This is a genomic window from Bacteroides finegoldii DSM 17565 (genome assembly GCF_000156195.1).
Classification (GTDB): domain Bacteria; phylum Bacteroidota; class Bacteroidia; order Bacteroidales; family Bacteroidaceae; genus Bacteroides; species Bacteroides finegoldii.
Genome location: NZ_GG688318.1, coordinates 320592 through 345288, shown reverse-complemented (window position 1 = coordinate 345288; position 24697 = coordinate 320592). Strand labels below are relative to the sequence as shown.

Annotated in this window: 19 protein-coding genes and 1 pseudogene; 13 read left to right on the top strand and 7 right to left on the bottom strand. The window is 40.9% G+C overall.

What is annotated here, in order from left to right; all coding sequences use genetic code 11:
- Window positions 1-427 precede the first annotated feature (427 nt).
- The 4 genes from tig (at window position 428) to recQ (ending at window position 6185) form a co-directional block, all read left to right on the top strand.
- Window positions 428-1783, top strand: coding sequence for a trigger factor (gene tig, locus BACFIN_RS15875; RefSeq protein ID WP_007749583.1), 1356 nt, complete (start codon window positions 428-430; stop codon window positions 1781-1783).
- Window positions 1784-1925: 142 nt separating this feature from the next.
- Entirely contained in the window at window positions 1926-2588 is a 663-nt protein-coding gene (gene clpP / locus BACFIN_RS15880; protein ID WP_004297164.1) for an ATP-dependent Clp endopeptidase proteolytic subunit ClpP, read from the top strand.
- Between the two features lie 2 nt (window positions 2589-2590).
- Window positions 2591-3835 carry an ATP-dependent Clp protease ATP-binding subunit ClpX gene (clpX, locus tag BACFIN_RS15885; protein ID WP_007749572.1) on the top strand — a complete coding sequence of 415 codons (1245 nt, stop codon included), beginning with the start codon at window positions 2591-2593 and terminating at the stop codon, window positions 3833-3835.
- A 169-nt stretch (window positions 3836-4004) separates the two neighbouring features.
- Complete coding sequence (gene recQ, locus BACFIN_RS15890; RefSeq protein WP_007749569.1) at window positions 4005-6185, top strand: DNA helicase RecQ; 2181 nt, start codon at window positions 4005-4007, stop codon at window positions 6183-6185.
- Between the two features lie 728 nt (window positions 6186-6913).
- Here the strand turns inward: recQ and BACFIN_RS15895 are convergent.
- Both BACFIN_RS15895 and BACFIN_RS15900 read right to left on the bottom strand, forming a co-directional pair.
- Complete coding sequence (locus tag BACFIN_RS15895; RefSeq protein WP_007749565.1) at window positions 6914-7375, bottom strand: lipocalin-like domain-containing protein; 462 nt, start codon at window positions 7373-7375, stop codon at window positions 6914-6916.
- 354 nt (window positions 7376-7729) lie between these two features.
- Window positions 7730-8251 carry a lipocalin-like domain-containing protein gene (locus BACFIN_RS15900; RefSeq protein ID WP_007749562.1) on the bottom strand — a complete coding sequence of 174 codons (522 nt, stop codon included), beginning with the start codon at window positions 8249-8251 and terminating at the stop codon, window positions 7730-7732.
- A gap of 116 nt (window positions 8252-8367) precedes the next feature.
- On the opposite strand from BACFIN_RS15900, the pseudogene BACFIN_RS20510 reads away from it, so the two are divergent.
- From BACFIN_RS20510 to BACFIN_RS15940, 9 genes and pseudogenes are all read left to right on the top strand, one after another.
- Window positions 8368-9269: pseudogene (locus tag BACFIN_RS20510) on the top strand (IS982 family transposase).
- Window positions 9270-9548: 279 nt separating this feature from the next.
- Window positions 9549-11027, top strand: a complete 1479-nt coding sequence (gene guaB, locus BACFIN_RS15905) for an IMP dehydrogenase (RefSeq protein WP_007749555.1) — start codon at window positions 9549-9551, stop codon at window positions 11025-11027.
- Window positions 11028-11127: 100 nt separating this feature from the next.
- Window positions 11128-12675, top strand: a complete 1548-nt coding sequence (locus BACFIN_RS15910; RefSeq protein WP_007749553.1) for a peptidylprolyl isomerase — start codon at window positions 11128-11130, stop codon at window positions 12673-12675.
- Between the two features lie 54 nt (window positions 12676-12729).
- Entirely contained in the window at window positions 12730-13575 is an 846-nt protein-coding gene (locus tag BACFIN_RS15915; protein WP_007749550.1) for a hypothetical protein, read from the top strand.
- A 9-nt stretch (window positions 13576-13584) separates the two neighbouring features.
- A complete protein-coding gene (locus BACFIN_RS15920; protein WP_007749541.1) occupies window positions 13585-14967 on the top strand; it encodes a peptidylprolyl isomerase in 1383 nt (460 codons plus the stop codon).
- A gap of 21 nt (window positions 14968-14988) precedes the next feature.
- On the top strand, window positions 14989-16692 hold the full coding sequence (locus BACFIN_RS15925; RefSeq protein ID WP_007749538.1) for an OstA-like protein: 1704 nt from the start codon (window positions 14989-14991) through the stop codon (window positions 16690-16692).
- Window positions 16693-16696: 4 nt separating this feature from the next.
- On the top strand, window positions 16697-16996 hold the full coding sequence (locus tag BACFIN_RS15930; RefSeq protein WP_007749535.1) for a hypothetical protein: 300 nt from the start codon (window positions 16697-16699) through the stop codon (window positions 16994-16996).
- Between the two features lie 124 nt (window positions 16997-17120).
- Window positions 17121-19022, top strand: coding sequence for a DNA mismatch repair endonuclease MutL (gene mutL / locus BACFIN_RS15935; RefSeq protein WP_007749532.1), 1902 nt, complete (start codon window positions 17121-17123; stop codon window positions 19020-19022).
- A gap of 103 nt (window positions 19023-19125) precedes the next feature.
- A complete protein-coding gene (locus tag BACFIN_RS15940; RefSeq protein WP_007749530.1) occupies window positions 19126-20313 on the top strand; it encodes an OmpA family protein in 1188 nt (395 codons plus the stop codon).
- A 159-nt stretch (window positions 20314-20472) separates the two neighbouring features.
- Here BACFIN_RS15940 and BACFIN_RS15945 read toward each other — a convergent pair whose 3' ends face one another.
- The 5 genes from BACFIN_RS15945 to BACFIN_RS20495 form a co-directional block, all read right to left on the bottom strand.
- Window positions 20473-21174: a hypothetical protein gene (locus BACFIN_RS15945; RefSeq protein ID WP_007749528.1), complete on the bottom strand. Its 702-nt coding sequence runs from the start codon at window positions 21172-21174 to the stop codon at window positions 20473-20475.
- Window positions 21175-21293: 119 nt separating this feature from the next.
- Window positions 21294-21902 (bottom strand): TetR/AcrR family transcriptional regulator, encoded by a 609-nt coding sequence (locus BACFIN_RS15950; RefSeq protein ID WP_007749526.1) that lies wholly within the window; start codon window positions 21900-21902, stop codon window positions 21294-21296.
- Between the two features lie 130 nt (window positions 21903-22032).
- Window positions 22033-22605, bottom strand: coding sequence for a PepSY-associated TM helix domain-containing protein (locus BACFIN_RS20505; RefSeq protein ID WP_230325672.1), 573 nt, complete (start codon window positions 22603-22605; stop codon window positions 22033-22035).
- A 35-nt stretch (window positions 22606-22640) separates the two neighbouring features.
- Window positions 22641-23171 (bottom strand): DUF4374 domain-containing protein, encoded by a 531-nt coding sequence (locus tag BACFIN_RS20500; protein WP_007749522.1) that lies wholly within the window; start codon window positions 23169-23171, stop codon window positions 22641-22643.
- Between the two features lie 34 nt (window positions 23172-23205).
- Window positions 23206-24330: a TonB-dependent receptor gene (locus BACFIN_RS20495; protein ID WP_262479221.1), complete on the bottom strand. Its 1125-nt coding sequence runs from the start codon at window positions 24328-24330 to the stop codon at window positions 23206-23208.
- Window positions 24331-24697: the final 367 nt, after the last annotated feature.

Sequence of the window (24697 nt, the reverse complement as noted above, 5' to 3'; positions counted from 1 at the left end):
ACCCCCGTTTTGGCCGTCAAACCGTTTTTTGGGGGGAATGCTTAAAGATACAAAAAAGGCAACTAATTCGCAATGAAGTAGTTGCCTTAAATTTTATTATTTTAGGAATATCCCTACAAATGCGTTTTTAGAACGGAAGTAAAAACCTTGTAATCAAATCGAGAAACTAATGGTCCATCAATCCGCAGCAAAGAAAAGCATAATTTTTGGATTGACCATCTTTTTGTAGGTTTTATTTGTGAAAAATGAGAAAAAAAGATACCGAAGGTTTCAAAGAAGCCCTCTGTGTCAGTGAATTGTTGCACGGGTATTCCAAATAGATACGAAATAAATCTGCAATGTCTTTTGAAATTTAAAAGATTAGCACTAATTTTGCACCCTCATTTAAGCATAGAACAAAGTATAAATCAAATAAATAATTGTCAGAATGAACGTTTCATTACAAAACATTGACAAAGTAAGCGCTGAGCTTACTGTGAAGCTTGAGAAAGCCGACTATCAGGAGAAAGTAGACAAAGAGTTGAAAACGCTCCGCCAAAAGGTAGATATGCCGGGATTCCGTAAAGGTATGGTTCCTGCAAGTCTTGTTAAAAAGATGTATGGCAAGTCTGTAATTGCCGAGGTAGTGAATAAGGCACTGCAAGAGGCTATTTACAATTATATCAGAGAAAATAAGGTGAATATGTTGGGTGAACCGTTGCCTAACGAAGAAAAGCAACAGAATATTGATTTTGATACAATGGATGAATTCGATTTCGTGTTCGACATTGCTTTGGCACCTGAATTCAAGGCAGAAGTAAGTGATAAGGATAAGGTAGATTATTATACGATTGAAGTATCTGACGAGATGATCGACAACCAGGTGAAGATGTATACTCAACGCACCGGTAAATACGATACAGTAGATACTTATCAGGATAATGATATGCTGAAAGGTCTGTTGGCTCAGTTGGACGAAGAAGGCAATACGAAAGAAGGCGGCATTCAGGTAGAAGGTGCGGTTATGATGCCTTCTTATATGAAGAATGACGAACAGAAAGCTATCTTCGCTAATGCAAAAGTAAACGATGTATTGGTATTCAATCCGAACGTTGCTTTTGACGGAAACGAGACGGAATTGGGTTCTTTGCTGAAAATCGACAAGAATATTGCTAAGGATGTGAAATCCAACTTCAGCTTCCAGGTAGAAGAAATCACTCGCTTTGTTGCCGGTGAATTGAATCAGGAATTGTTCGATCAGGCTTTCGGTGAAGGTGTTGTGAAGACAGAAGAAGAATTCCGTGCTAAGATTAAGGAAGAAATCGCAGCAAGATTTGTAGCTGACAGCGATTATAAGTTCTTGATCGATGTTCGCAAGATGATGATGGAGAAAGTGGGTAAGCTGGAATTCCCGGATGCACTGCTGAAACGCATCATGTTGTTGAACAACGAAGAAAAGGGAGAAGAATATGTTGCTGAGAACTATGATAAGAGCATTGAGGAGTTGACTTGGCATTTGATTAAGGAACAGTTGGTAGAGGCTAACGATATCAAGGTAGAGCAGGAAGATGTTCTGAAAGTGGCAAAAGACACAACGAAGGCACAGTTCGCCCAATATGGCATGTTGTCTGTTCCTGATGATGTACTCGACAACTACGTACAGGAGATGTTGAAGAAGAAAGAAACCGTAAACAACCTGGTGAGCCGCGTTGTGGAAGTGAAGTTGGCTGCTGCCTTGAAAGCACAAGTAACTTTAGAAAACAAGAGCGTTTCTATCGAAGAATTCAATAAGATGTTTGAATAATCATTCGGTTGAACCGAACATAAAGTCACAGAAACACAGAGTTTTTATAGAATTATAACTCTGTGTTTTTTTGTGTCTCTGTATTCTTTTTCGTTTCTTTGCGCTTACATTTATTTTAAATTTATAGAAAGGAACAATTAATATGGATGATTTTAGAAAATACGCAACCAAGCATTTAGGAATGAATGGCATGGTATTGGATGATGTGATTAAATCGCAGGCCGGGTATTTGAATCCTTATATTCTGGAGGAGAGACAGTTGAATGTAACTCAACTCGACGTTTTCTCCCGTTTGATGATGGACCGAATCATTTTCTTAGGTACACAAGTGGATGATTATACAGCCAATACGCTTCAGGCACAGTTGCTGTATTTGGATTCCGTTGATCCGGGCAAGGATATTTCAATTTATATCAATTCACCGGGTGGAAGTGTATATGCCGGATTAGGTATTTATGATACCATGCAGTTTATTTCAAGCGATGTCGCTACGATTTGTACGGGTATGGCGGCTTCAATGGCAGCTGTATTGCTGGTAGCTGGTGCCGAAGGCAAGCGTTCTGCGTTGCCCCATTCACGCGTGATGATTCATCAACCGATGGGAGGCGCACAGGGACAGGCTTCGGACATTGAAATCACAGCTCGTGAAATTCAGAAATTGAAGAAGGAACTTTATACGATCATCGCCGATCATTCGCATACTGATTTCGATAAAGTATGGGCGGACTCAGACCGTGACTACTGGATGACAGCTCAGGAAGCGAAAGAATACGGTATGATTGATGAGGTATTGATTAAGAAATAGAAATGGCTGATTCAAAGACAAAGAAAAGATGTAGCTTTTGCGGCAGGTCGGAGAATGAAGTCGGATTCCTGATTACCGGGATGAATGGCTACATCTGCGACAGTTGCGCTACTCAGGCTTACGAGATAACTCAGGAGGCTTTGGGAGAGAGTAAAAAAAGTGCCGGAGCTACCAAACTTAATTTAAAAGAACTCCCCAAACCGGTAGAAATCAAGAAATTCCTCGACCAGTATGTGATTGGACAGGATGACGCGAAGCGTTTCCTTTCCGTGTCGGTCTACAATCATTATAAGCGCCTGCTACAGAAAGATAGTGGTGATGATGTGGAGATTGAAAAATCTAATATCATTATGGTGGGTAGTACAGGAACAGGAAAGACGTTGCTGGCACGTACCATTGCCAAGTTGTTGCACGTGCCGTTTACGATTGTGGATGCTACGGTATTGACGGAAGCCGGTTATGTGGGCGAAGATATTGAAAGTATTTTAACCCGTCTGCTTCAGGTGGCAGATTATAATGTACCCGAAGCGGAACAGGGGATCGTGTTTATCGATGAGATTGACAAGATAGCCCGTAAAGGGGATAACCCTTCTATTACTCGCGATGTGAGTGGTGAAGGTGTACAGCAGGGATTGCTGAAATTGCTTGAGGGTTCGGTGGTGAATGTCCCTCCTCAGGGAGGTCGTAAGCATCCCGACCAGAAGATGATTCCGGTAAATACCAAGAATATCCTCTTTATCTGCGGCGGTGCTTTTGACGGTATTGAGAAGAAAATCGCTCAACGGTTGAATACGCACGTCGTAGGTTATACGGCTTCACAAAAAACAGCGACGGTAGATAGGAACAACATGATGCAATATATCGCTCCTCAGGATTTGAAGTCATTCGGGCTGATTCCCGAAATTATCGGACGTCTTCCAGTGCTGACTTATCTGAATCCGTTGGATCGCGATGCGCTTCGTGCTATACTTACCGAACCCAAGAACTCAATCATCAAACAGTATATCAAGTTGTTTGAGATGGATGGTATTAAACTTACATTCGAGAAGTCTGTTTTCGAGTATATCGTCGACAAGGCTGTGGAATATAAGTTGGGTGCCCGCGGATTGCGCTCTATTGTGGAAACAATCATGATGGATGTCATGTTTGAAATCCCTTCAGAGAACAAGAAAACGTATGAGGTGACGCTGGAATATGCAAAAAGCCAACTGGAAAAAGCGAATATGGCACGATTGCAAACGGCTTAAAATCAGAACGTAAGGTAACTGGAATTGATTGTTTCTGTTTTTTCTTGAAAATATTAGTCACTTTTTGCTTGGTAATTACGAAGTTGTTTATAACTTTGTTTGGCTCTCTTGAAAAAGAGAGGTTTACTTGAAGTTAAACCATGAACTGAATAAAACAACCTAAGTTAAGATGGCAGGGAAGATTAATTTAACAGATGAACTGAAAAAGTATTTCGGATTTAATAAGTTCAAGGGAAACCAGGAAGCAATCATTCAGAATTTGCTTAGTGGCAAAGATACCTTTGTACTGATGCCTACCGGTGGCGGGAAATCTTTATGCTATCAGTTACCTTCGCTCTTGATGGAAGGTACGGCAATTGTAATTTCTCCGCTTATTGCGTTGATGAAAAACCAGGTGGATGCAATGCGTAATTTCAGTGAAGAGGATGGCATCGCCCATTTCATCAATTCTTCATTGAATAAAGGCGCGATAGAACAAGTGAGGTCTGACATCCTTGCCGGAAAAACAAAATTACTATATGTGGCACCTGAGTCACTGACAAAGGAGGAAAACGTGGAATTTTTGCGTTCGGTGAAGATCTCGTTCTATGCGGTGGACGAAGCCCACTGCATTTCGGAATGGGGACATGACTTCCGACCTGAATACCGACGAATTCGTCCGATTATCAATGAAATAGGAAAGGCGCCGCTGATTGCGCTTACAGCAACGGCAACACCGAAGGTACAACATGATATCCAGAAGAATCTGGGGATGGTAGATGCACAAGTCTTTAAATCCTCGTTCAACCGTCCGAACTTGTATTATGAGGTACGTGCGAAGACCGCTAATATCGACAGGGATATAATCAAGTTTATCAAGAACAATCCGGAGAAATCGGGTATCATCTATTGCCTGAGCCGGAAAAGAGTGGAAGAACTTGCTGAAATCCTGCAAGCAAACGGTATCAATGCGCGCCCCTATCATGCAGGGATGGACTCGGTGACGAGAACCAAGAATCAGGATGACTTTCTGATGGAAAAGGTAGACGTTATTGTGGCGACTATCGCATTTGGTATGGGAATAGACAAACCGGATGTAAGGTTTGTGATTCACTACGATATTCCGAAGAGTCTGGAAGGGTATTATCAGGAAACCGGACGTGCCGGTAGAGATGGCGGAGAAGGCCAGTGCATAACCTTTTATACAAACAAAGACTTGCAGAAACTGGAAAAGTTCATGCAAGGCAAACCTGTGGCAGAACAGGAAATTGGCAAGCAGCTTCTGTTGGAAACCGCTGCTTATGCCGAATCTTCCGTATGCCGACGCAAGACATTACTACATTATTTTGGTGAGGAGTACACGGAAGAAAATTGTGGAAATTGTGACAACTGTTTAAACCCTAAAAAACAAGTGGAGGCTCAAGATTTATTGTGTACCGTGATTGAAGCGATTATCGCGGTGAAAGAAAATTTTAAAGCAGATTATATTATAGACATACTACAAGGTAGAGAAACTTCAGAAGTGCAGGCTCATTTGCATGAAGACCTGGAGGTGTTCGGTTCCGGTATGGGCGAAGAGGATAAGACGTGGAATGCGGTGATCCGTCAGGCGTTGATTGGAGGTTACTTGAGCAAAGACGTGGAACATTATGGACTTCTGAAGGTAACGGAAGAGGGACACAAATTTCTGAAGAAGCCGAAATCATTCAAGATTACTGAAGATAACGACTTTGAAGAGACTGAAGAGGAAGCACCGGCACGTGGCGGTGGCTCTTGTGCGGTGGATCCGGCTCTTTATTCAATGTTGAAAGATTTGCGGAAGAAGCTCTCGAAAAAACTGGAAGTTCCGCCCTATGTGATATTCCAGGATCCGTCTTTGGAAGCGATGGCTACTATCTATCCGGTAACATTGGATGAGTTGCAGAACATTCCCGGTGTGGGTGCCGGAAAGGCAAAACGTTATGGTGAGGAGTTCTGTAAACTGATCAAGCGTCACTGTGAAGAGAATGAGATAGAACGTCCCGAAGATTTACGTGTACGTACGGTTGCCAATAAATCAAAGATGAAGGTGTCTATCATTCAGGCTATCGACCGTAAAGTGGCGTTGGATGATATCGCTCTTTCTAAAGGAATTGAGTTCGGCGAATTGCTGGATGAAGTGGAAGCGATTGTTTATTCGGGAACGAAACTGAATATCGATTATTTCCTGGAAGAGATCATGGACGAAGACCATATGCTCGATATCTACGATTACTTCAAGGAATCTACTACGGATAAGATTGATGATGCGCTTGATGAACTGGGCGATGACTTCACGGAAGAGGAAGTCCGTTTGGTACGTATTAAGTTCATCTCTGAAATGGCTAATTAAAAAAAAAGCGAAAAAAATAGGCGTGTAGGTATGCGGTTTTGAATAAAAAACGTATATTTAGATTGGGTACTGTTTATCAGTAATTTACAAAGGGATATTCCTAAAATAATAAAATTTAAGGCAACTAACTCGCAATGAATTAGTTGCCTTAAATTTTATTATTTTAGGAATATCCCTTTGTAGATAAAAAAAGCCAGCTATCAATTTCGATAACTGGCTTTTCAAATTCAATTAATTATTGGCTAAGTCAAGTATATCTTTATAATACTATGCATAATTCTTTGCTTCGGGACTTCCTTTTGTTTATGTACATCATTATCCATTATTCTGCTTATAGAAGCAATAATTCCATTTCGTCGTTGCTATCTACTACCTTGTCTTTCCCGTTCCGCACATATATTCCAATAATCCAGAATGTATATCTTGTATTAGATTTGCCTGATTCTTATCAGTACCTTTGCCATAGATAAATCAATTACCAACCTATTTATTTCCACACAAATATGCAAGTAGCACCAAAGAAGACTAACACAATTCATTATTTACCACAAGAGATTAAAGAAACTAGATTAACAGAGGTCACATACTTACCTATTACAAGGGAGATGTTAGAACAACTATTCTCAAATTCAGCTAAGAAGGATAAGCATAGACTGGTTAAGAAGAGAAGGAAGTGAATTAAAAAAACAGCAAATGAATTTCTTCAAATACTGTTCTTTTATTATTTATTACATACGTTTATATGTCATTTTATTATAATACTCTCCGTCTTCATCCGTACCTTTAGTCTCAATAACCAATTCATTTGAATTAGCTACGACCAATTCTGTAAACTCACCAGCATCACCATCAACAGGAATTAGCTTATTACCATCTAAAGTGAATTTTCCAGTATCACCTGTATGCCATTGGTTACCATAGTAATAAGAAGAAGCAAAAGAATAAGTATTATCGGCTACCTTTGAAATAACTATCTTTTCACAATCCTCTGTTGGATTGGCTGGGTCATAGCTATCATTCCAACTTTCTTTTTCACCTTCATAGTACTCATAACCTTCGTCACGCACTAATCCCCAAGTACCTTCCAGTTGAGCGATGTCAATGTCATCGTCATCGTCACTACAAGCTGTAAAATTCACACTCATTACTATGGCTACGATAGCCATTCCAATTAATCTTAATGTTTTCATTTCGGTTTGATAAATTAATATGTTAATAAATAAAATCTGTTTTATTAAAGTATTTTACTGCAAATATAAACAACAATATTAGCGCATAAAAATAAAATTATATATTTTATAACTAAACCTGACTAAAATCAGGTTCATCTGTAGAGAAACTACGTTTAAATGGAATATAATTGCAATATAATACTTCTATCACATGAAGGAAATCCTAAAAGATTCATAATTAATTTCCTTTCTTATCAAAGGATAAGAGTACTAGTTAAGAACAAAAAAGAGTTAGGTTAACTAAAATGGAAACTAAAAGGCAGCAAGTGAGTATTACTTCAAATGCTACCTTTATTGATTAATAATAGGTGTTTATTCCATTCTGGTAAATGTTTCTGTAAAGTCTCCACTATGACGGTGTTCAGGTTCAAATTCAGGGTCAGTTTGTACATTATCATATTTGATATGTAATATCATTTTATCAGAAGTTAAAACTTCAATTATTGGATTTCCATAATCAAAGTGTCCAAATTCACCATCAGTTTGAGTTATAACTAAAGTATTTCCATTCAACGACATTATTTGACTACCACGGTCAGGCTTCCATTGTGAATACGAGTAATCATGTCCAGTCACAGAATATTTATTATCTTCCAATTTCTTGATAACCAATTTACTACAATCCTCGTCAGGATTATAGGGGTTATAAGAATCGTCCCATTCATCTTTTTCAGTTTCTTCGCTGCAAAGTTCCCATCCTGCACTACGCACCAATCCCCAAGTTCCCTCTAACTGGCTTACATCAATGTCTTCATCATCATCGCTACAAGCTGCAAAGTTCAAACTCATAATAATGGCTACTACTGCCATACCAATAAATCTTAGTGTTTTCATTTTAATCTAACGTGAATTCGAAATAAGAATAAATATATTTTTCTGATAATTAGAAACATAGCGATAAAGTCCTTAAATTTATAGTGTCCAATTATAACATTTAAACGATTACCGCTATGTTTCCAGAGTCTAAAGTTACAGAGATTTATTGTATGGCCGATGATTTTTGCAAGGAATTTACATTTCAACAGGAAAAATATATGATTAAGGATAAGAAGACCAATCATCGTAACAACCCCAACCATATAAGTGATGCAGAGATTATGGTTATTCTAATCCTGTTTCACTCCGGTGGTTTCCGCTGTTTCAAGCATTACTATAAGGAATATGTCTGTAAACATGAAACGCCTTTTTCCGCGTCAGGTTTCTTATAACCGTTTTGTGGAACTGGAGAAGGAAGTATTGCTTCCCATGACTATCTTCATCAAAAAAGTCCTGCTGGGAACCTGTACCGGCATCAGTTTCGTTGGCTCCACTTCCTTACGTATATGTCGTAACCAAAGAATCCTTATTCATAAGACATTTGAAGGGCTTGCCGAGCGTGGAAGATGTTCAATGATGGTTCTTCGGATTCAAGCTGCATCTGATAATCAATGACAAGGGAGAGATCCTCAATTTCATGTTCACGCCTGGAAACGTGGATGACCGGGAACCGTTGAAGCAAGGTAAGTTTCTGGAAAACATCAAAGGAAAACTATGTGCAGACAAGGGATATATAGGTCAGGCTCTGTTTGAAAATCTTTTCCTGAATGGCATACAGCTTGTCACTAAAGTTAAAAATAATATGAGTAACTCACTGATGAGTATTGCCGACAAGATTTTGCTCAGAAAAAGAGCCCTGATCGAAATGGTCAATGACGAATTGAAGAACATTGCGCAGATAGAACACTTCAGACATCGTTCATTCAATAACTTTATAGCCAACTCCTTGTCGGCTATCGCGGCATACTGCTTTTTTGAAAAGAAGCCCGCCATTGACGTAAATTCTGTCAATGTCGGACAACTTGCTATTTTTTGATTTTATTTCGAACCCACGTTAAATAGAGATTGGTTGGCTTCTTGCTAGGTGGTTTTCTTAAATTGAAACGAGCTTGCATCTCATTAATAAAAATCTGTCTTTCCATAATCTTGTTTTTTAAAGTTGTTCTTTAATTCGGTTCTTTGAATGTGTTCTTTTAAAGCAATTCTTTCTGATAAGTATTAATTAGCCCCCTCGTTAAATATTCTGGCGCACAGTTTGCGCATTTTGAATAAAAACCGTATATTTGCACGCAATAAATTTTAAACGCATAGCCCTATGTCATTTATTGCTGATAAGATTGTAATGGACGGGTTGACTTACGACGACGTATTGTTGATCCCTGCTTATTCTGAAGTTTTACCGCGCACTGTCGATCTCTCGACAAAGTTTTCAAAAAACATTGAGTTAAAAATTCCTTTTGTGACGGCTGCCATGGATACGGTTACCGAAGCGAAAATGGCTATTGCCATTGCTCGTGAGGGTGGTATCGGAGTGATTCACAAAAATATGTCTATCGAAGAACAGGCAAGACAAGTTGCCATTGTGAAGCGTGCCGAGAATGGTATGATTTATGACCCTGTAACGATTAAAAGAGGCTCTACCGTTCAAGACGCTTTGGACATTATGGCAGAATACAAGATTGGTGGTATCCCTGTGGTAGATGACGAAGGCTATTTGGTAGGTATTGTTACCAACAGAGACTTACGTTTCGAAAGAGATATGACTAAGCATATCGATCTTGTCATGACTCCGAAAGAAAAATTGGTGACTACTAACCAGTCTACCGACTTGGAGTCTGCTGCCCAGATTCTTCAGAAGCATAAGATTGAGAAACTTCCGATTGTCGGAATGGATGGAAAGTTGATCGGTCTGGTTACTTATAAAGACATTACAAAAGCAAAAGACAAACCGATGGCTTGTAAAGATGCCAAAGGTCGTTTGCGTGTAGCTGCCGGTGTGGGTGTTACTGCCGATACGTTGGACCGTATGCAGGCTTTGGTAGATGCAGGTGCGGATGCTATTGTCATTGATACGGCTCACGGACATTCGATGTACGTGATTGAGAAACTGAAAGAAGCTAAGAAACGCTTCCCGGATATTGATATTGTAGTAGGTAATATTGCTACCGGAGAAGCTGCGAAAGCATTGGTGGAAGCAGGTGCTGATGCGGTGAAGGTCGGTATCGGTCCGGGCTCTATCTGTACTACTCGTGTGGTTGCAGGCGTAGGCGTTCCGCAGTTGTCGGCTGTATATGATGTAGCGAAAGCCTTGAAAGGTACAGGTATTCCTTTGATTGCCGATGGTGGTTTGCGTTATTCGGGTGATGTGGTAAAAGCGTTGGCTGCCGGTGGATATTGTGTGATGATCGGATCATTGGTTGCCGGAACGGAAGAGTCTCCGGGTGATACAATCATCTTCAACGGTCGTAAATTCAAATCCTATCGAGGCATGGGTTCATTGGAAGCAATGGAGAATGGCTCAAAAGACCGTTATTTCCAAAGTGGAACGGCTGACGTGAAGAAATTGGTTCCGGAAGGCATTGCTGCCCGTGTTCCCTATAAAGGTACGCTTTTCGAAGTGGTTTATCAATTGACAGGTGGTTTACGTGCAGGTATGGGATACTGTGGCGCTGCTAATATTGAAAAACTTCATGACGCGAAGTTTACCCGTATTACCAATGCAGGTGTAATGGAAAGCCATCCGCACGATGTGACGATTACCAGTGAATCGCCTAATTATAGTCGTCCGGAATAATAAATATAAACGGTGAACTGTTAACGGTGAACGGTGAACAGGCTGTATGAATCAGCAGATGTTCGCTGCTCACCGTTTATTGTTTGTAAAATGAGAATTGATGATGAATAGATGTTTGTTGCCACTATGTGCCTGTCTTTTGGGAATTCTGGCTTTTGCGCAGGAAAATCCTGTGCTGATGCGTGTTAACGGGAGAGAGGTTTCCCGTTCGGAATTTGAATATTCGTATCATCATTATAGGGCAGGTGGGGGGAGGGATCTTTCCCCTAAAGAATATGCACTGCTGTTTTCTCAGGCAATACAGAAAGTTGAAGCTGCTAAAGCTATCAGACTTGATACAACTGCTGCCTTTCGCAAACAACAAGAAGAGAATCGGATTAAGTTGATGGAGGATTGTCTGGTTGATAAACAGACGGTAGATAGCTGCGTTCGTGTTTCCTATCAGAAAATGGCACTGAAAGCACGTACTGGGCAAGTGCAAGTAATGCAGATTTTTAAGTATTTACCACAGACAATAACTTCCCGACATTTGGAAGAAGAAAAAGCTCGGATGGACTCTATTTATCAGGCTATCCGGAATCAGCCCGGATTGGATTTCTCTGCTTTGGTGAAATGTTATTCGGATGATAGGCAAAACCGTTGGATTGGAGGATTGCAAACTACTGTTGAGTTTGAAAATATTGCTTTTGCTTTGTCGAAGGGAGAAATCTCCGAACCGTTTTTTACTCCTGCGGGAATCCATATTCTGAAGGTCATGGATAGGAAGGAGTTGCCTGTGTATGAGGACGTAGTCGATGGAATTGTACAGCGCATATTGCATAAGGAAATTCGGAATCAGGGGATCGGAAAAGTAATAGAGCGACTGAAAAGGGAGTGGAGGTATACTCCGAATCAGACAGGTATAGAGGAACTGTTGACAAAAGGAGATACGGAACGGACATTGTTTGCTATTGATGGGCAGGAGTATACAGGAGGTCGGTTCAAACAATTTGCTGCTTCCCATCCTATGACTGTGAAACGTCAACTTGAGGAATTTGTAGCAAAGTCTCTATTGGACTATGAAAGTAAAAAATTAGATAAAAAATATCCGGAGGCTCGGTACGCATTGCAAAAGGCGGATGAAGATTATCTTATAAAGGAAATGACACGGCAGAAAGTGGAGTTGCCTGCAATGAATGATCGGGTCGGATTGGCTACTTACTTTAAATTTCATTCATCTGATTACCAATGGGATAACCCTCGCTACAAAGGTGTTGTTCTTCACTGTGCCGATAAAAAGATTGCGAAGCGGGCAAAAAAGATGTTGAAGAAGTTACCCGCTGATGAATGGATGGATAAGCTCCGGCAAACTTTTAATACATCCGGAGCGGAAAAGATACAGATTGAACAGGGAACGTTTGCCGACGGAGAGAATAAATATGTCAATAAACTAGTTTTTAAGAGCGGAGATTTTGAACCTTTATTGTCTTATCCTTTTACTATAGTTGTCGGCAAAAAGCAGAAAGGTCCGGATGATTATCGGGAAGTAATAGACCGGGTGCGGAAGGATTATAGAACCTATCTTGACACGTGCTGGACGCGGGAATTGAGGGAGTCTGGTAAGGTTGAAATAAACCAAGAGGTTTTAAAAACAGTTAATAATAACTGATGTAACCGATTATTCACTATCTTCGTACCTTAAATAAGTAGATTTCAGTTGACAATGCGAATATTAGTCCTCTTACTGATTACCCTTCTCGGTTGTGGGGCGTGCAAGGAACAGCGCGACCACAAAGGAAAGACTCCTTTGGTAGAGGTGGACGGTAACTTTTTGTATAAAGAAGATTTGATGTCCGTGCTTCCTGTCGGGTTGTCAAAAGATGATAGTATTCTCTTCACCGAGCATTATATTCGTAGCTGGACGGAAGAGATCTTATTGTATGAAAAAGCGGCAAACAATATTCCGGACAATGTCGATGTGGACAAACTGGTGGAAAATTATCGGAAAGCGTTGATTATGCATACTTATCAGCAAGAATTGATAAACCAGAAGTTGACGAATGATATCTCCGAACAAGAAATTACGGATTATTACGGACAGAACAAGGAACTGTTCAAATTGGAGAATCCGTTGATTAAGGGGTTGTTTATCAAAGTGCCGTTGACGGCTCCCCAACTGAATAATGTGCGCAGGTGGTATAAATCTGATAAACAGGATGCTATTGAAAGTCTTGAAAAATATAGTTTGCAGAATGCGGTGAAATATGAGTACTTTTACGACAAATGGGTATCCGTGACGGATGTGTTGGATATGATTCCGTTGAAAGTGGAAGCTCCGGAAGAATATGTGAATAAACACCGTCAGATAGAATTGAAAGATACGGCATTCTGTTATTTCCTGAATGTGAGTGATTATCGTGGAGCGGGAGAGGAAAAACCGTATGAGTTTGCCCGTCCGGAAGTGAAAGACCTGCTGGTCAATCAAAAGCGGGTAGATTTTATGGAACGGGTGAAGAATGATCTCTATCAGCAGGCAGTAAGCAAGAAGAAGATTATATATAATTATTAAATACAAAGAATGAAGAAGTTTGTGAACTTTAGATTTGTTGTTACCCTTGTCTTGGCAGTATTTGCTAATGTGGCAACTTATGCTCAGGATAATGTGGTTGATGAAGTAGTTTGGGTAGTAGGTGACGAAGCTATTTTGAAATCAGATGTAGAAGAGGCTCGTATGGATGCCCTGTATAATGGACGCAGATTCGAAGGCGATCCGTATTGTGTGATTCCTGAAGAGATTGCCGTGCAGAAGTTATTTTTGCATCAAGCTAAGTTGGATAGTATTGAGGTTTCCGAAGCGGAGATCATCCAGCGTGTAGATATGATGACCAATATGTATATCCAGCAGATCGGTTCAAAAGAAAAAATGGAGGAATACTTCAATAAGACTTCGACACAGATTCGCGAAACTTTGCGTGATAATGCGCGTGACGGGTTGACAGTGCAGAAGATGCAGCAGAAATTGGTGGGAGAGATCAAGGTGACTCCGGCGGAAGTACGCCGTTACTTCAAAGATCTTCCGCAGGATAGCATTCCTTATATCCCGACACAGGTGGAAGTGCAGATTATCACGTTGCAACCGAAGATTCCTATCTCGGAAATTGAAGATGTGAAGAAGAAATTGCGTGACTACACAGACCGTGTGACAAAAGGGGAAATTGACTTCTCTACATTGGCGCGTTTGTATTCTGAGGATAAAGCTTCTGCCATCAAAGGTGGTGAGTGTGGATTTATGGGACGCGGTATGATGGATCCGGCCTATGCGAATGTAGCATTCAGCTTGCAGGATCCGAAGAAGGTTTCCAAGATCGTGGAGTCGGAATTTGGTTATCACATCATTCAGTTGATTGAAAAGCGCGGTGACCGTGTGAATACCCGCCACATCCTGTTGCGTCCGAAAGTATCGGAGAAAGAACTGACCGAAGCTTGCGCACGTCTGGATTCTATTGCTGACGATATCCGTGCGAACAAATTTTCTTTTGATGAAGCAGCAGCCGTTATCTCACAAGATAAGGATACCCGTAACAACCATGGTATCATGGTGAATGTTAATGAGCACTCGGGTATTACTACTTCTAAGTTCCAGATGCAGGATCTTCCACAGGACGTTGCCAAAGTTGTGGACAAGATGAATGTGGGAGAAATTTCAAAAGCCTTTACAATGATAAACGAGAAGGATGGAAAAGAAGTTTGTGCAATCGTGAAGTTGAAAACAAAGATCAATGGTCATAAGGCTACCATTGCGGAAGACTATCAGGACTTGAAAGAAATTGTAATGGATAAGCGTCGTGAAGAGATGTTACAAAAATGGATTCTGGACAAACAGAAACATACCTATGTACGTATCAACGAAAACTGGCAGAAGTGTGACTTCAAATACCCGGGTTGGGTGAAGAAGGATTGATGTTTAACAGCTTGATTTTATATGCTGAAACGAAATAAGAAAGATAAACAACAAGACAGGCATAGATGGCTCCTTATAGGCTTTCTATGCCTGTTTGGCGTATGTCTTGTGGCGCAAAATCCCAAGAAACCGGCAGACAAGAAACAACAACCGGCGAATAAGCAACAGTCGGAAAGTAAGAAGCAGCCGGAAAATAAAAAGACAAAGGTTTATTTGCTTCATGCGGATGAGGGACAGGCGGATAAACTGTCTCGTCCGGACGTGCAAGTACTGATCGGTAATGTGAAAATGCGCCATGACAGTATGTATATGTATTGTGACAGTGCGCTGATTTTTGAGAAAACCAATTCTGTAGAGGCTTTCAGTAATGTTCGTATGGAGCAGGGAGACACCTTATTCATCTACGGTGATTATCTATATTACGACGGAATGACGCAGATTGCGCAACTCCGTGAAAACGTGAAAATGATTAACCGTAATACGACTTTGCTGACGGATAGCTTGAATTATGACCGTCTTTATGATCTCGGGTATTACTTCGAGGGAGGAACTTTGATGGATGAAGAGAATGTGCTGACTTCCGATTGGGGGGAGTATAGTCCTGCTACCAAACAGTCGGTGTTTAATCATGACGTGAAATTGGTTAACCCGAAGTTTGTATTGACTTCCGATACATTAAGGTATAATACAGAGAACAAAATCGCAGTTATTCTCGGTCCTTCAAACATCGTTAGTGACAATAACCATATCTACTCCGAGCGTGGATTCTATAATACATTGACCGAGCAAGCCGAACTGTTGGACCGTTCCATTCTGACCAATCAAGGAAAGAAATTGGTGGGCGACAGTCTGTTCTACGACCGTGTTGCCGGTTATGGAGAAGCGTTCGACAATGTGAAGATGACGGATGCCATCAATAAGAATATGCTGACAGGAGATTATTGTTTCTACAATGAATTGACTGACTCCGCCTTCGCAACAAAACGGGCTGTGGCTATCGACTACTCACAGGGGGATAGCCTCTTTATGCACGGAGATACTTTGCAGCTAGTGTCTTACAATCTGAATACCGACTCGTTGTATCGTTTAATGAAAGCTTATCATAAAGTACGTATGTATCGTACAGACGTGCAAGGAGTATGCGATTCACTGGTTTATAATTCGAAAGATTCTTGTATGACCATGTATACCGATCCGATTCTGTGGAATGACGGTCAGCAGTTATTAGGTGAGGAAATCAAGATTTATATGAACGACAGTACTATTGATTGGGCACATATCATCAATCAGGCATTAACGGTGGAGATGAAGGATTCCATTCACTATAATCAAGTGTCCGGAAAGGAGATGAAGGCTTATTTCATAAATGGTGATATGCGTCATATCGAGGTAGTCGGTAATGTGCAAACGGCTTTCTATCCGGAAGAGAAAGACAGTACCATGACGGGATTTAACTGTTTGGAGGGCAGCGTGCTCCATCTTTATATGAAGGATAAGAAAATGGAAAAAGGGCTGTTTGTCGGCAAATCTAACGGAACGATGTATCCGATGGACCAAATCCCTCCTGACAAACTGCGTCTCCCTACTTTTTCCTGGTTTGACTATGTCCGTCCGTTGAATAAAGACGATATTTTCAACTGGCGTGGCAAACGTGCGGGAGAAACGTTGAAACCGACTACTGACAGGCGTCCAAAGACAGATAAGCGTAACTTAATTAATATGTAGCAGTATGGGAATGTTTAATTCGATGAGGAAACCCCGTGGCTTTAATCATCAATACATTTATGTAGACGAGCGTAAAGAGAAACTCGCCAAGATGGAAGAGAACGCTAAACGCGACTTGGGGATGTTGCCGGAGAAAGAATTTAATCCGGAAGATATCCGTGGTAAGTTTATCGAAGGAACTACCCACTTGAAAAGAAGAAAAGCAAGTGGTCGCAAGCCGATCTCTTTCGGAATCATATTGATTATCATTGCCTTTCTTCTCTATCTGTGGCATTATTTAGCAACAGGAAGCTGGAGTTTTTAATTAAAGATTATAAATTAAAAATTAAAGAAGAGAAAGGTACTGGATATTTATTTGAACGGCTGTAACATTGAATTGACGGAATACGATTTCCGGCTTTTAATTTTTAATTGTTAATTTACGAAGTATGAGCGATATTATTCATTTGTTGCCGGATTCGGTAGCCAATCAGATTGCTGCCGGTGAAGTGATACAACGTCCGGCGTCTGTAGTCAAAGAGCTAGTGGAGAATGCAATTGATGCGGAGGCGCAAAATATACATGTGCTGGTGACTGATGCGGGAAAAACGAGTATTCAGGTTATTGATGATGGAAAGGGAATGTCCGAAACGGATGCCCGTCTTTCTTTCGAACGCCATGCTACATCCAAAATACGTGAGGCTTCCGATTTGTTTGCTTTGCGCACGATGGGATTTCGAGGAGAAGCTTTGGCTTCCATAGCCGCAGTGGCGCAGGTGGAGTTGAAGACACGTCCGGAATCAGAAGAGCTAGGGACAAAGCTGGTGATAGCGGGCTCTACAGTGGAGAGTCAGGAAGCTGTTTCCTGTTCTAAAGGAAGCAATTTCTCTATAAAGAATCTGTTCTTTAATGTGCCGGCCCGGCGTAAGTTTCTGAAAGCTAATTCCACCGAACTGAGCAATATCCTTGCTGAATTTGAACGGATCGCTCTCGTTCATCCGGAAGTTGCCTTCTCGCTTTACAGTAATGATTCCGAACTTTTCAATCTTCCCGTATCTCCGTTGCGCCAGCGTATCATGGCTATTTTCGGTAAAAAGCTTAATCAGCAACTGCTGAATATAGAGGTGAATACTACGATGGTGAAAATCTCCGGATACGTAGCTAAGCCGGAGACTGCCCGCAAGAAAGGTGCACATCAGTATTTCTTTGTCAATGGACGTTATATGCGCCATCCTTACTTTCACAAGGCGGTGATGGAAGCTTATGAGCAGTTGATTCCCGCCGGTGAACAGATCTCCTACTTCATTTATTTTGAAGTAGATCCGGCTAATATCGATGTGAATATCCATCCGACAAAAACAGAAATCAAGTTTGAGAATGAACAGGCTATCTGGCAGATTCTTTCGGCTTCTGTCAAAGAATCATTGGGTAAGTTCAGCGCTATTCCTTCTATTGATTTTGATACGGAAGACATGCCCGATATTCCGGCATTTGAGCAGAGCACCTCTTCCGAACCTCCTAAAGTTCATTATAATTCAGATTATAATCCGTTCAAGGTTTCGGCTGGAGGCAGTGGTGGCGGTTCATATAGTCGCTCCAAAGTGGAATGGGAAGATTTATACGGGGGATTGACAAAGGCTAGCAAAATGAATAATCCGATGCCCGAGCCTGAGACAGATTGGGAAAACCCTTTTAGTGGTGAACAACAATCGTTTGTCACGGAGAAAGAGGGAGAAACGCTGACATCCATAGCTTCGACCTTGTATGGCGATGAGCCTGTGGTGGAGAAAGGAAACCAACATTTGCAATTTAAAGGGCGCTTCATTTTGACTTCTGTGAAATCCGGTTTGATGCTTATTGATCAGCACCGGGCACATATCCGAGTACTTTTCGACCGTTATATGGAACAGATCCGGCAGAAACAAGGAGTATCTCAAGGCGTTCTCTTCCCGGAGATATTGCAGTTGCCGGCTTCGGAAGCAGCCGTGTTGCAAGGTATCATGGATGATTTGGCGGCGGTAGGTTTCGATTTGAGTAATTTAGGTGGCGGAAGTTATGCTATAAATGGCATTCCATCGGGTATCGAAGGATTGAATCCGGTTGAATTGGTGCGTAATATGCTGCATACGGCAATGGAAAAAGGAAACGATGTAAAGGAAGAAATCCAAAATATATTGGCTTTAACATTGGCGCGTGCGGCGGCAATCGTTTACGGACAAGTATTGAGCAATGAAGAGATGGTAAGCCTTGTCGATAATCTTTTTGCCTGTCCTTCACCGAATTACACCCCGGATGGGAAAACAGTGTTGACAACGATCAAAGAGGAAGATATCGAACGTTTATTCAAATAAAACAAATTATTTTTTCTATTCATAAAACCTTTTAGTTCGGTTCGTGTTATTTAATTAGTTAAACAAAGAAAAAGATTTAAATAACCACTTAACTATTAGGTATATGAAAAAGATTCTGATGTTGCTGGCTTTTGCCGGCGTTACGTCTGTCGCTTCTGCGCAGCAGACTATGACGGTAACTGAATACGAAGTGATTCAGGTACAGGATAAATATCAAGTAATAACCAATCCATTCTGGAGCAACTGGTTCTTCTCTGTAGGAGGTGGTGCTCAGGTGCTGTATGGCAACAATGACCATATCGGCAAATTCCGAGATCGTGTCGCTCCTACGTTTAATGTATCTGTCGGCAAATGGGTGACTCCGGGTTTTGGTGTACGTTTGCAATACAGCGGACTGCAAGCTAAGGGATTCACAATGAATGAAACGGCCGATTATGTAGTCGGTGGTCCGAGAGAAGATGGTTCTTACAAACAGAGATGGGATTATATGAACCTTCACGGTGATTTGATGATTAACTTAAATGCATTATTCGGTGGATATAATCCGGATCGTATTTATGAGATCATACCTTATATCGGTGCAGGTTGGGCTCACTCCTATACTCGTCCTCATACCAATTCGGCTACTTTCAATGCAGGTATCATCAACCGTTTCCGCTTGTCGAATGCTGTCGATTTGAATCTGGAATTGAGTGCAACAGGGCTGGAAGGTAAGTTTGACGGTGAACACGGAGGTAAACGTGACTATGACGGTATCTTAGGTGCTACTGTAGGTGTAACCTATTATTTCCCGACTCGTGGATTCCAACGTCCTGTACCACAGATTATCTCTGAAATCGAATTAAGTCAGATGCGTGATCAGATGAATGCGATGGCTGCCGCTAATCTGCAGTTGCAACAGCAGTTGGCTAACGCACAACAACCGGTGGAAATAGAAGACACTGAAGAAGTTGTGATTGCAGATACCAACATTGCCCCACGTACTGTATTCTTCAAGATTGGCTCTGATAAGTTGTCTCCGCAAGAAGAAATGAACTTGTCATACCTTGCTAATAAGATAAAAGAATCTCCGAATACTACGTACACAATCAATGGATATGCAGACTCTGCAACCGGTACTCCGGCTTTCAACCAGAAGTTGAGTCTGGAACGTGCACAAGTTGTTAAAGATTTGCTCGTTAAGAAGTATGGCATTTCTGCCGATAGACTGAAAGTTGCTGCCGGTGGTGGTGTCGATAAATTCGGTCAACCGATCCTGAACCGTGTAGTATTGGTAGAATCAGCACAGTAACGAAATGATTTCAGCATTCAACGATTCTTTATAGTCGCTTGCTGAAAAAAGAAAAACGGCTGAAAGCGAAACCTGAAAGTAGGTGTTCTCGCTTTCAGCCGTCTTTTTATTAGTTCTCCTGTTGAATACAGTTTTATTTTTCTCTCCTATATTTTTCTTTTAGTTGAATATCGGCAGTGAAACTTTTAGGTTCGGATACAGGTCGCCTAGTTGTTTCAAAAAATCATTTGCTATGATAATGGCTTCTATTGTCTTTTGGGGATTCGTTGGTATTTCTGCAATATTGGTAAAAATCAAGCAGGAGTAGATGATGAGTACGACAGGTTTGTCATCAGTCTGTAGTGATAACTTATAAGCTTTTACGTTATTTCCGCGAGCTTGAGCCTGTGCCTGTACCGAACCGGTCAGTGGAAGTTCGGTAAGTCTGGAATTCTCAAGACGTGCTGCATCGAAGATAAAGTGCCGATTGATCTCACCGTCCGTATCTGTGTCGAATAAATGTAAGTTTTTTCCGCTTAGTACGAGATATTTAGGTGTTTGCACTGTGGTGAAACGTACTGCTCCCAAAGTTGCCATTCCTTTTAATTTATCTTTTACTCCGTCTTTGAGGGCAGAAGCTACCCCATATTCATTGCTGGCATAGTTGAAAGCATCAATCTTTTCCTGTTCCATCGCTTTCTTTAAGAAAGGTAGTTCGGAAGTCAGGAAGTGGTTTTTATACTTCTCGGCATTTGCAAATTCTGCTTTGAAATCAGTGTTGCTGACAATTTGAGCTTGTTGTGAGTTCTTGTTCTTTATATAGAACCAATACCCTAAATATAGGGCGATAAAAACGATGGGAATGAGTGTGTAAATTGACATAATTTATCTTTTTAAGTTATTGACTTAGGCACAAATATATAAAAAAGTTAAGCAAAAACCATACAATTGTTTGGTTTTTTGCTTAACTTTCTGTCAATGTACACTTTATCAGTGGCTTATCATTTCAGTAATGAGTAAATATAACGGAAATTTTCAGCAAGAAGATCGACATCCAATCCGTTTAAGAATGATTGCTCATAAGACAGACCGAAATACATTTGACGGAACATGGTTGCCGCCTTCTTCACATCTGTATCAGGACGTATTTCTCCACTATCTTTTGCTTGTTGTATAATGGTAGTCCACAAATGATAATCTTGTTCATAAAACTTGGGTATCTGTTTCCGGATATTGGGATAGTACATCCTGACCTGTGTGAAGAAGTGAAAATAGTAAAAGTTGGGACAAGAATCATAAGGATTGTTGCCGTCATCTATTAATTCCACCAATCGCTTCATGGTAGCGGTTACACCTTTCAAATACAGTTCGATAAAATCTTTTAAGGTACATTCTTTTACATCGAACTTATTATTCGGATGATGGATTTGAAATACAAATTTGTCTACTACTGCTACAAATAAATCTAATTTGTATGGAAAGTAGTGGATGATGCCTGCCCTTGATAGTCCGCAGGCTTTCGCAATCTCTGTAAAGCTGGCTTTCTCGTAGTTCATTTTGACAAATACCTTAAAGGCCTTTTCCAGCACTTCTTCCCGATTGGTAATCATACTTTTTGTAGGTTTTATGTTTTTATTACGAAGATACAGAATTTTTCAAATTGCTCCTTATTTTTATTGGATAGAGTTTGTTAATTAGCTTTATTCAATTTTTGTATGACTATGGTGAGAAATGTAATACTTAAGACTTACGAAGGTGTAATGAATGATTCTGTTTCTTTTTGAACCAAATAATAAAGCCGGTGACAGGTAACGATGCTCCGATTAGTGCACATACGAATACAATGATTTCCCCGAAGATACCCAAAATTCTTCCATCGTGAATTTCAAGATTCATCCGTCTTAGTTTGTCGGCAGGTGATGCTTCTGTGTATTTTCCGGCATAAGCTCCTGAGCCTTGTAAGGGAGCAAGTGTATATTGATCGAAGAATAAGTTGTCGGTTTTATAATAAGAGCCTCTTTCATGAACTACGCTGACACGTATTACCTCTTCCTTTTTCTGTGGCAGGGCAAAATAAAATGTGGCGGCGTTGGGAGATTCTTCTTTTAATTTCTTAAAGAGGACATTCAGACTGGCTTTTCCTGCTTCGATATGTAAAGTGTCCGATTGCGGAAGTACATAAGGTTTCAGTTCTTTTCCTCCGGAAGTGATGTAATATGTTGCCTTGCTGAACCAATTAAAACTCCATACTAGTCCGGTAGCAGAGAGGACGAACAATACGATGGCGGCATATCCGCCTAAAACATTATGCAGGTCATAATTGAGCCGTGCAAAAGGAGCTTTGATTTTCAGTGTGAAATTACGGAGGGCAGTTTTCTTATTCCATTATCTTTTACCGTTTTCTCTTTTACGTCAATAATACAGGCTTTCAATTCTTTATCTGCCCATCTGGTCATTTCTTCCGATTGCAATGTACTTACTTGAGCAAAGAACTTACCGTTACCCAAATATTGCAAATGAACGGGTTTCAGACCTCTGGCTGCGGTTTCAACGTCAAAGTAATAGTCATCGAATTGGGTTGTTCCTTTCGGGATATGTAAGAATGCGGCTTTCTTTGTACTGTTCTCTGTAAAACCGTTAGCTATGGATGTATTTGAGAACGTGTACATGTTACCTGATTCGGTTTGGAAGATCCCATTGTAAGCATTCCATGAACCGGCTATGGCTGCACGTTCATCTTCCATTGTCGTGATATATTCCAGTTCAGGATAAGAGTATACGGCTACATACGCTTTGTTGATGTAACGTGTCACACTCGGCTTTTTTGTTTCGTCTGTCAAGTAATATGTGATATAAATCTTGTTGTCACTGACAGTCATACCGGTAAGGCGGGGCTAGTCCGAAGTTGACAGTTCATTCACAGGCTTTGTCACCTTTCGAACAAGGTAGCATTCCATCGTGTATATTTGGCCATCCATCCCAGACCAAGTATTGCTTGTCAATACTCTGAGGAACTTTATTGTATTCGTTGGCAGGATCTTCTACATCGGACACTTTGCGTGTCAGTCCGGAGTAGACATGATTTAGTGATAAAGTGTGATACTGATTGAATGTATAGTTCAGACTGGTATTTGTTCTCCATTCTTTGTTATTGATATGGAGTTGTGAGCGCGATCTTTCGCCTGAACTGGTGGAAGCGTTTGGCACCCATTCGCCCTGCCAGTTGTATCGTCTTGGGACAGTATCCGTACTGTTATTGTCAACGTCACTGTAAGAACCGTAAAAAGAAAGTCCCCACCCTTCTATGAACAGGTCTGATTTTTTATAACGCAGCATTGGAATGACCGAACGGCTGTCTGTTGTTCGAGCTCCATATACGAGCTCCATGACGACTCCGTTCTGAATATCTTTGTCGTTTCCGGCAACAATAATGCCTGCCAGCAGATAATCAGCGAACGGACGGTTTACGAAACCGGTTTCTAATCGTACTCTCAACGACTTATATCCATCGTGGAAACGCTTAACCCATTGATTGCCCAATTTCTGCCCGCTTTCCAAGTCAATGATCGGTACATATACCTTATAATTATTATCCGAATAATTGAGGAAAGAAGTGAGGCGGGTTGTGAGTCCGGTTTTTCCGTTAGTATATGCTCCGTTAATGGAGGCTTTGTGTGTGTTGAATGAGCCGAAAGAGTATGAAACATCCAAATAATTTGCAGTCTTGCGGGTGATTACATTGACCGCACCGCCCAATGCATCAGCTCCCAAGCCTACGGGGAGTACACCTTTGTAGACTTCCGCTCGTTCCACCATATTGGCAGGAAGGTTATTTATACTGAAAGCATCACCGAAATTGTCCATTGCCAGACCGTTCATGAAAAATTTTACCTGTCGTCCGGAAAAACCGTTCAAGGTGAAATTGTAATCAGAGCCGACTCCACTATTTACACGGAGTTTGACTCCTGCCATACGGTTGGTGATAGTACCGATATCGACAGAAGTGTTATAGTTCTTGCTCAAATCGGCAACCGAGATGGCGAATGCCTGCTCCTGCTGTCGGCAGGCCTCACTTTTACCGACAATAACTACCTCGTCGATTTCTACATAATTGCTGTTTTTGATGTCCGGTATCGAAGTGGTTCTTCGGAAACTGTGTTCTGAGCTTCAGAAATCAGAGGAATATTAATGAGAATAGGTATAACCGACAAATACCATTTAAACATACTTTTTTTCTTTCTTTTCATATCAATCGTTATCCTGAATAGTTTGCGGTGCAAAAGTAGATAAACGGGATATGCCTGGCAATCGTTATATTTGGGTATTTGTATGGCTGCTGTTTGTCGGAGGATTTACGCAATCATTATTTATTGGTATATTGGGAAACCGTAGTTTGGAATTTATT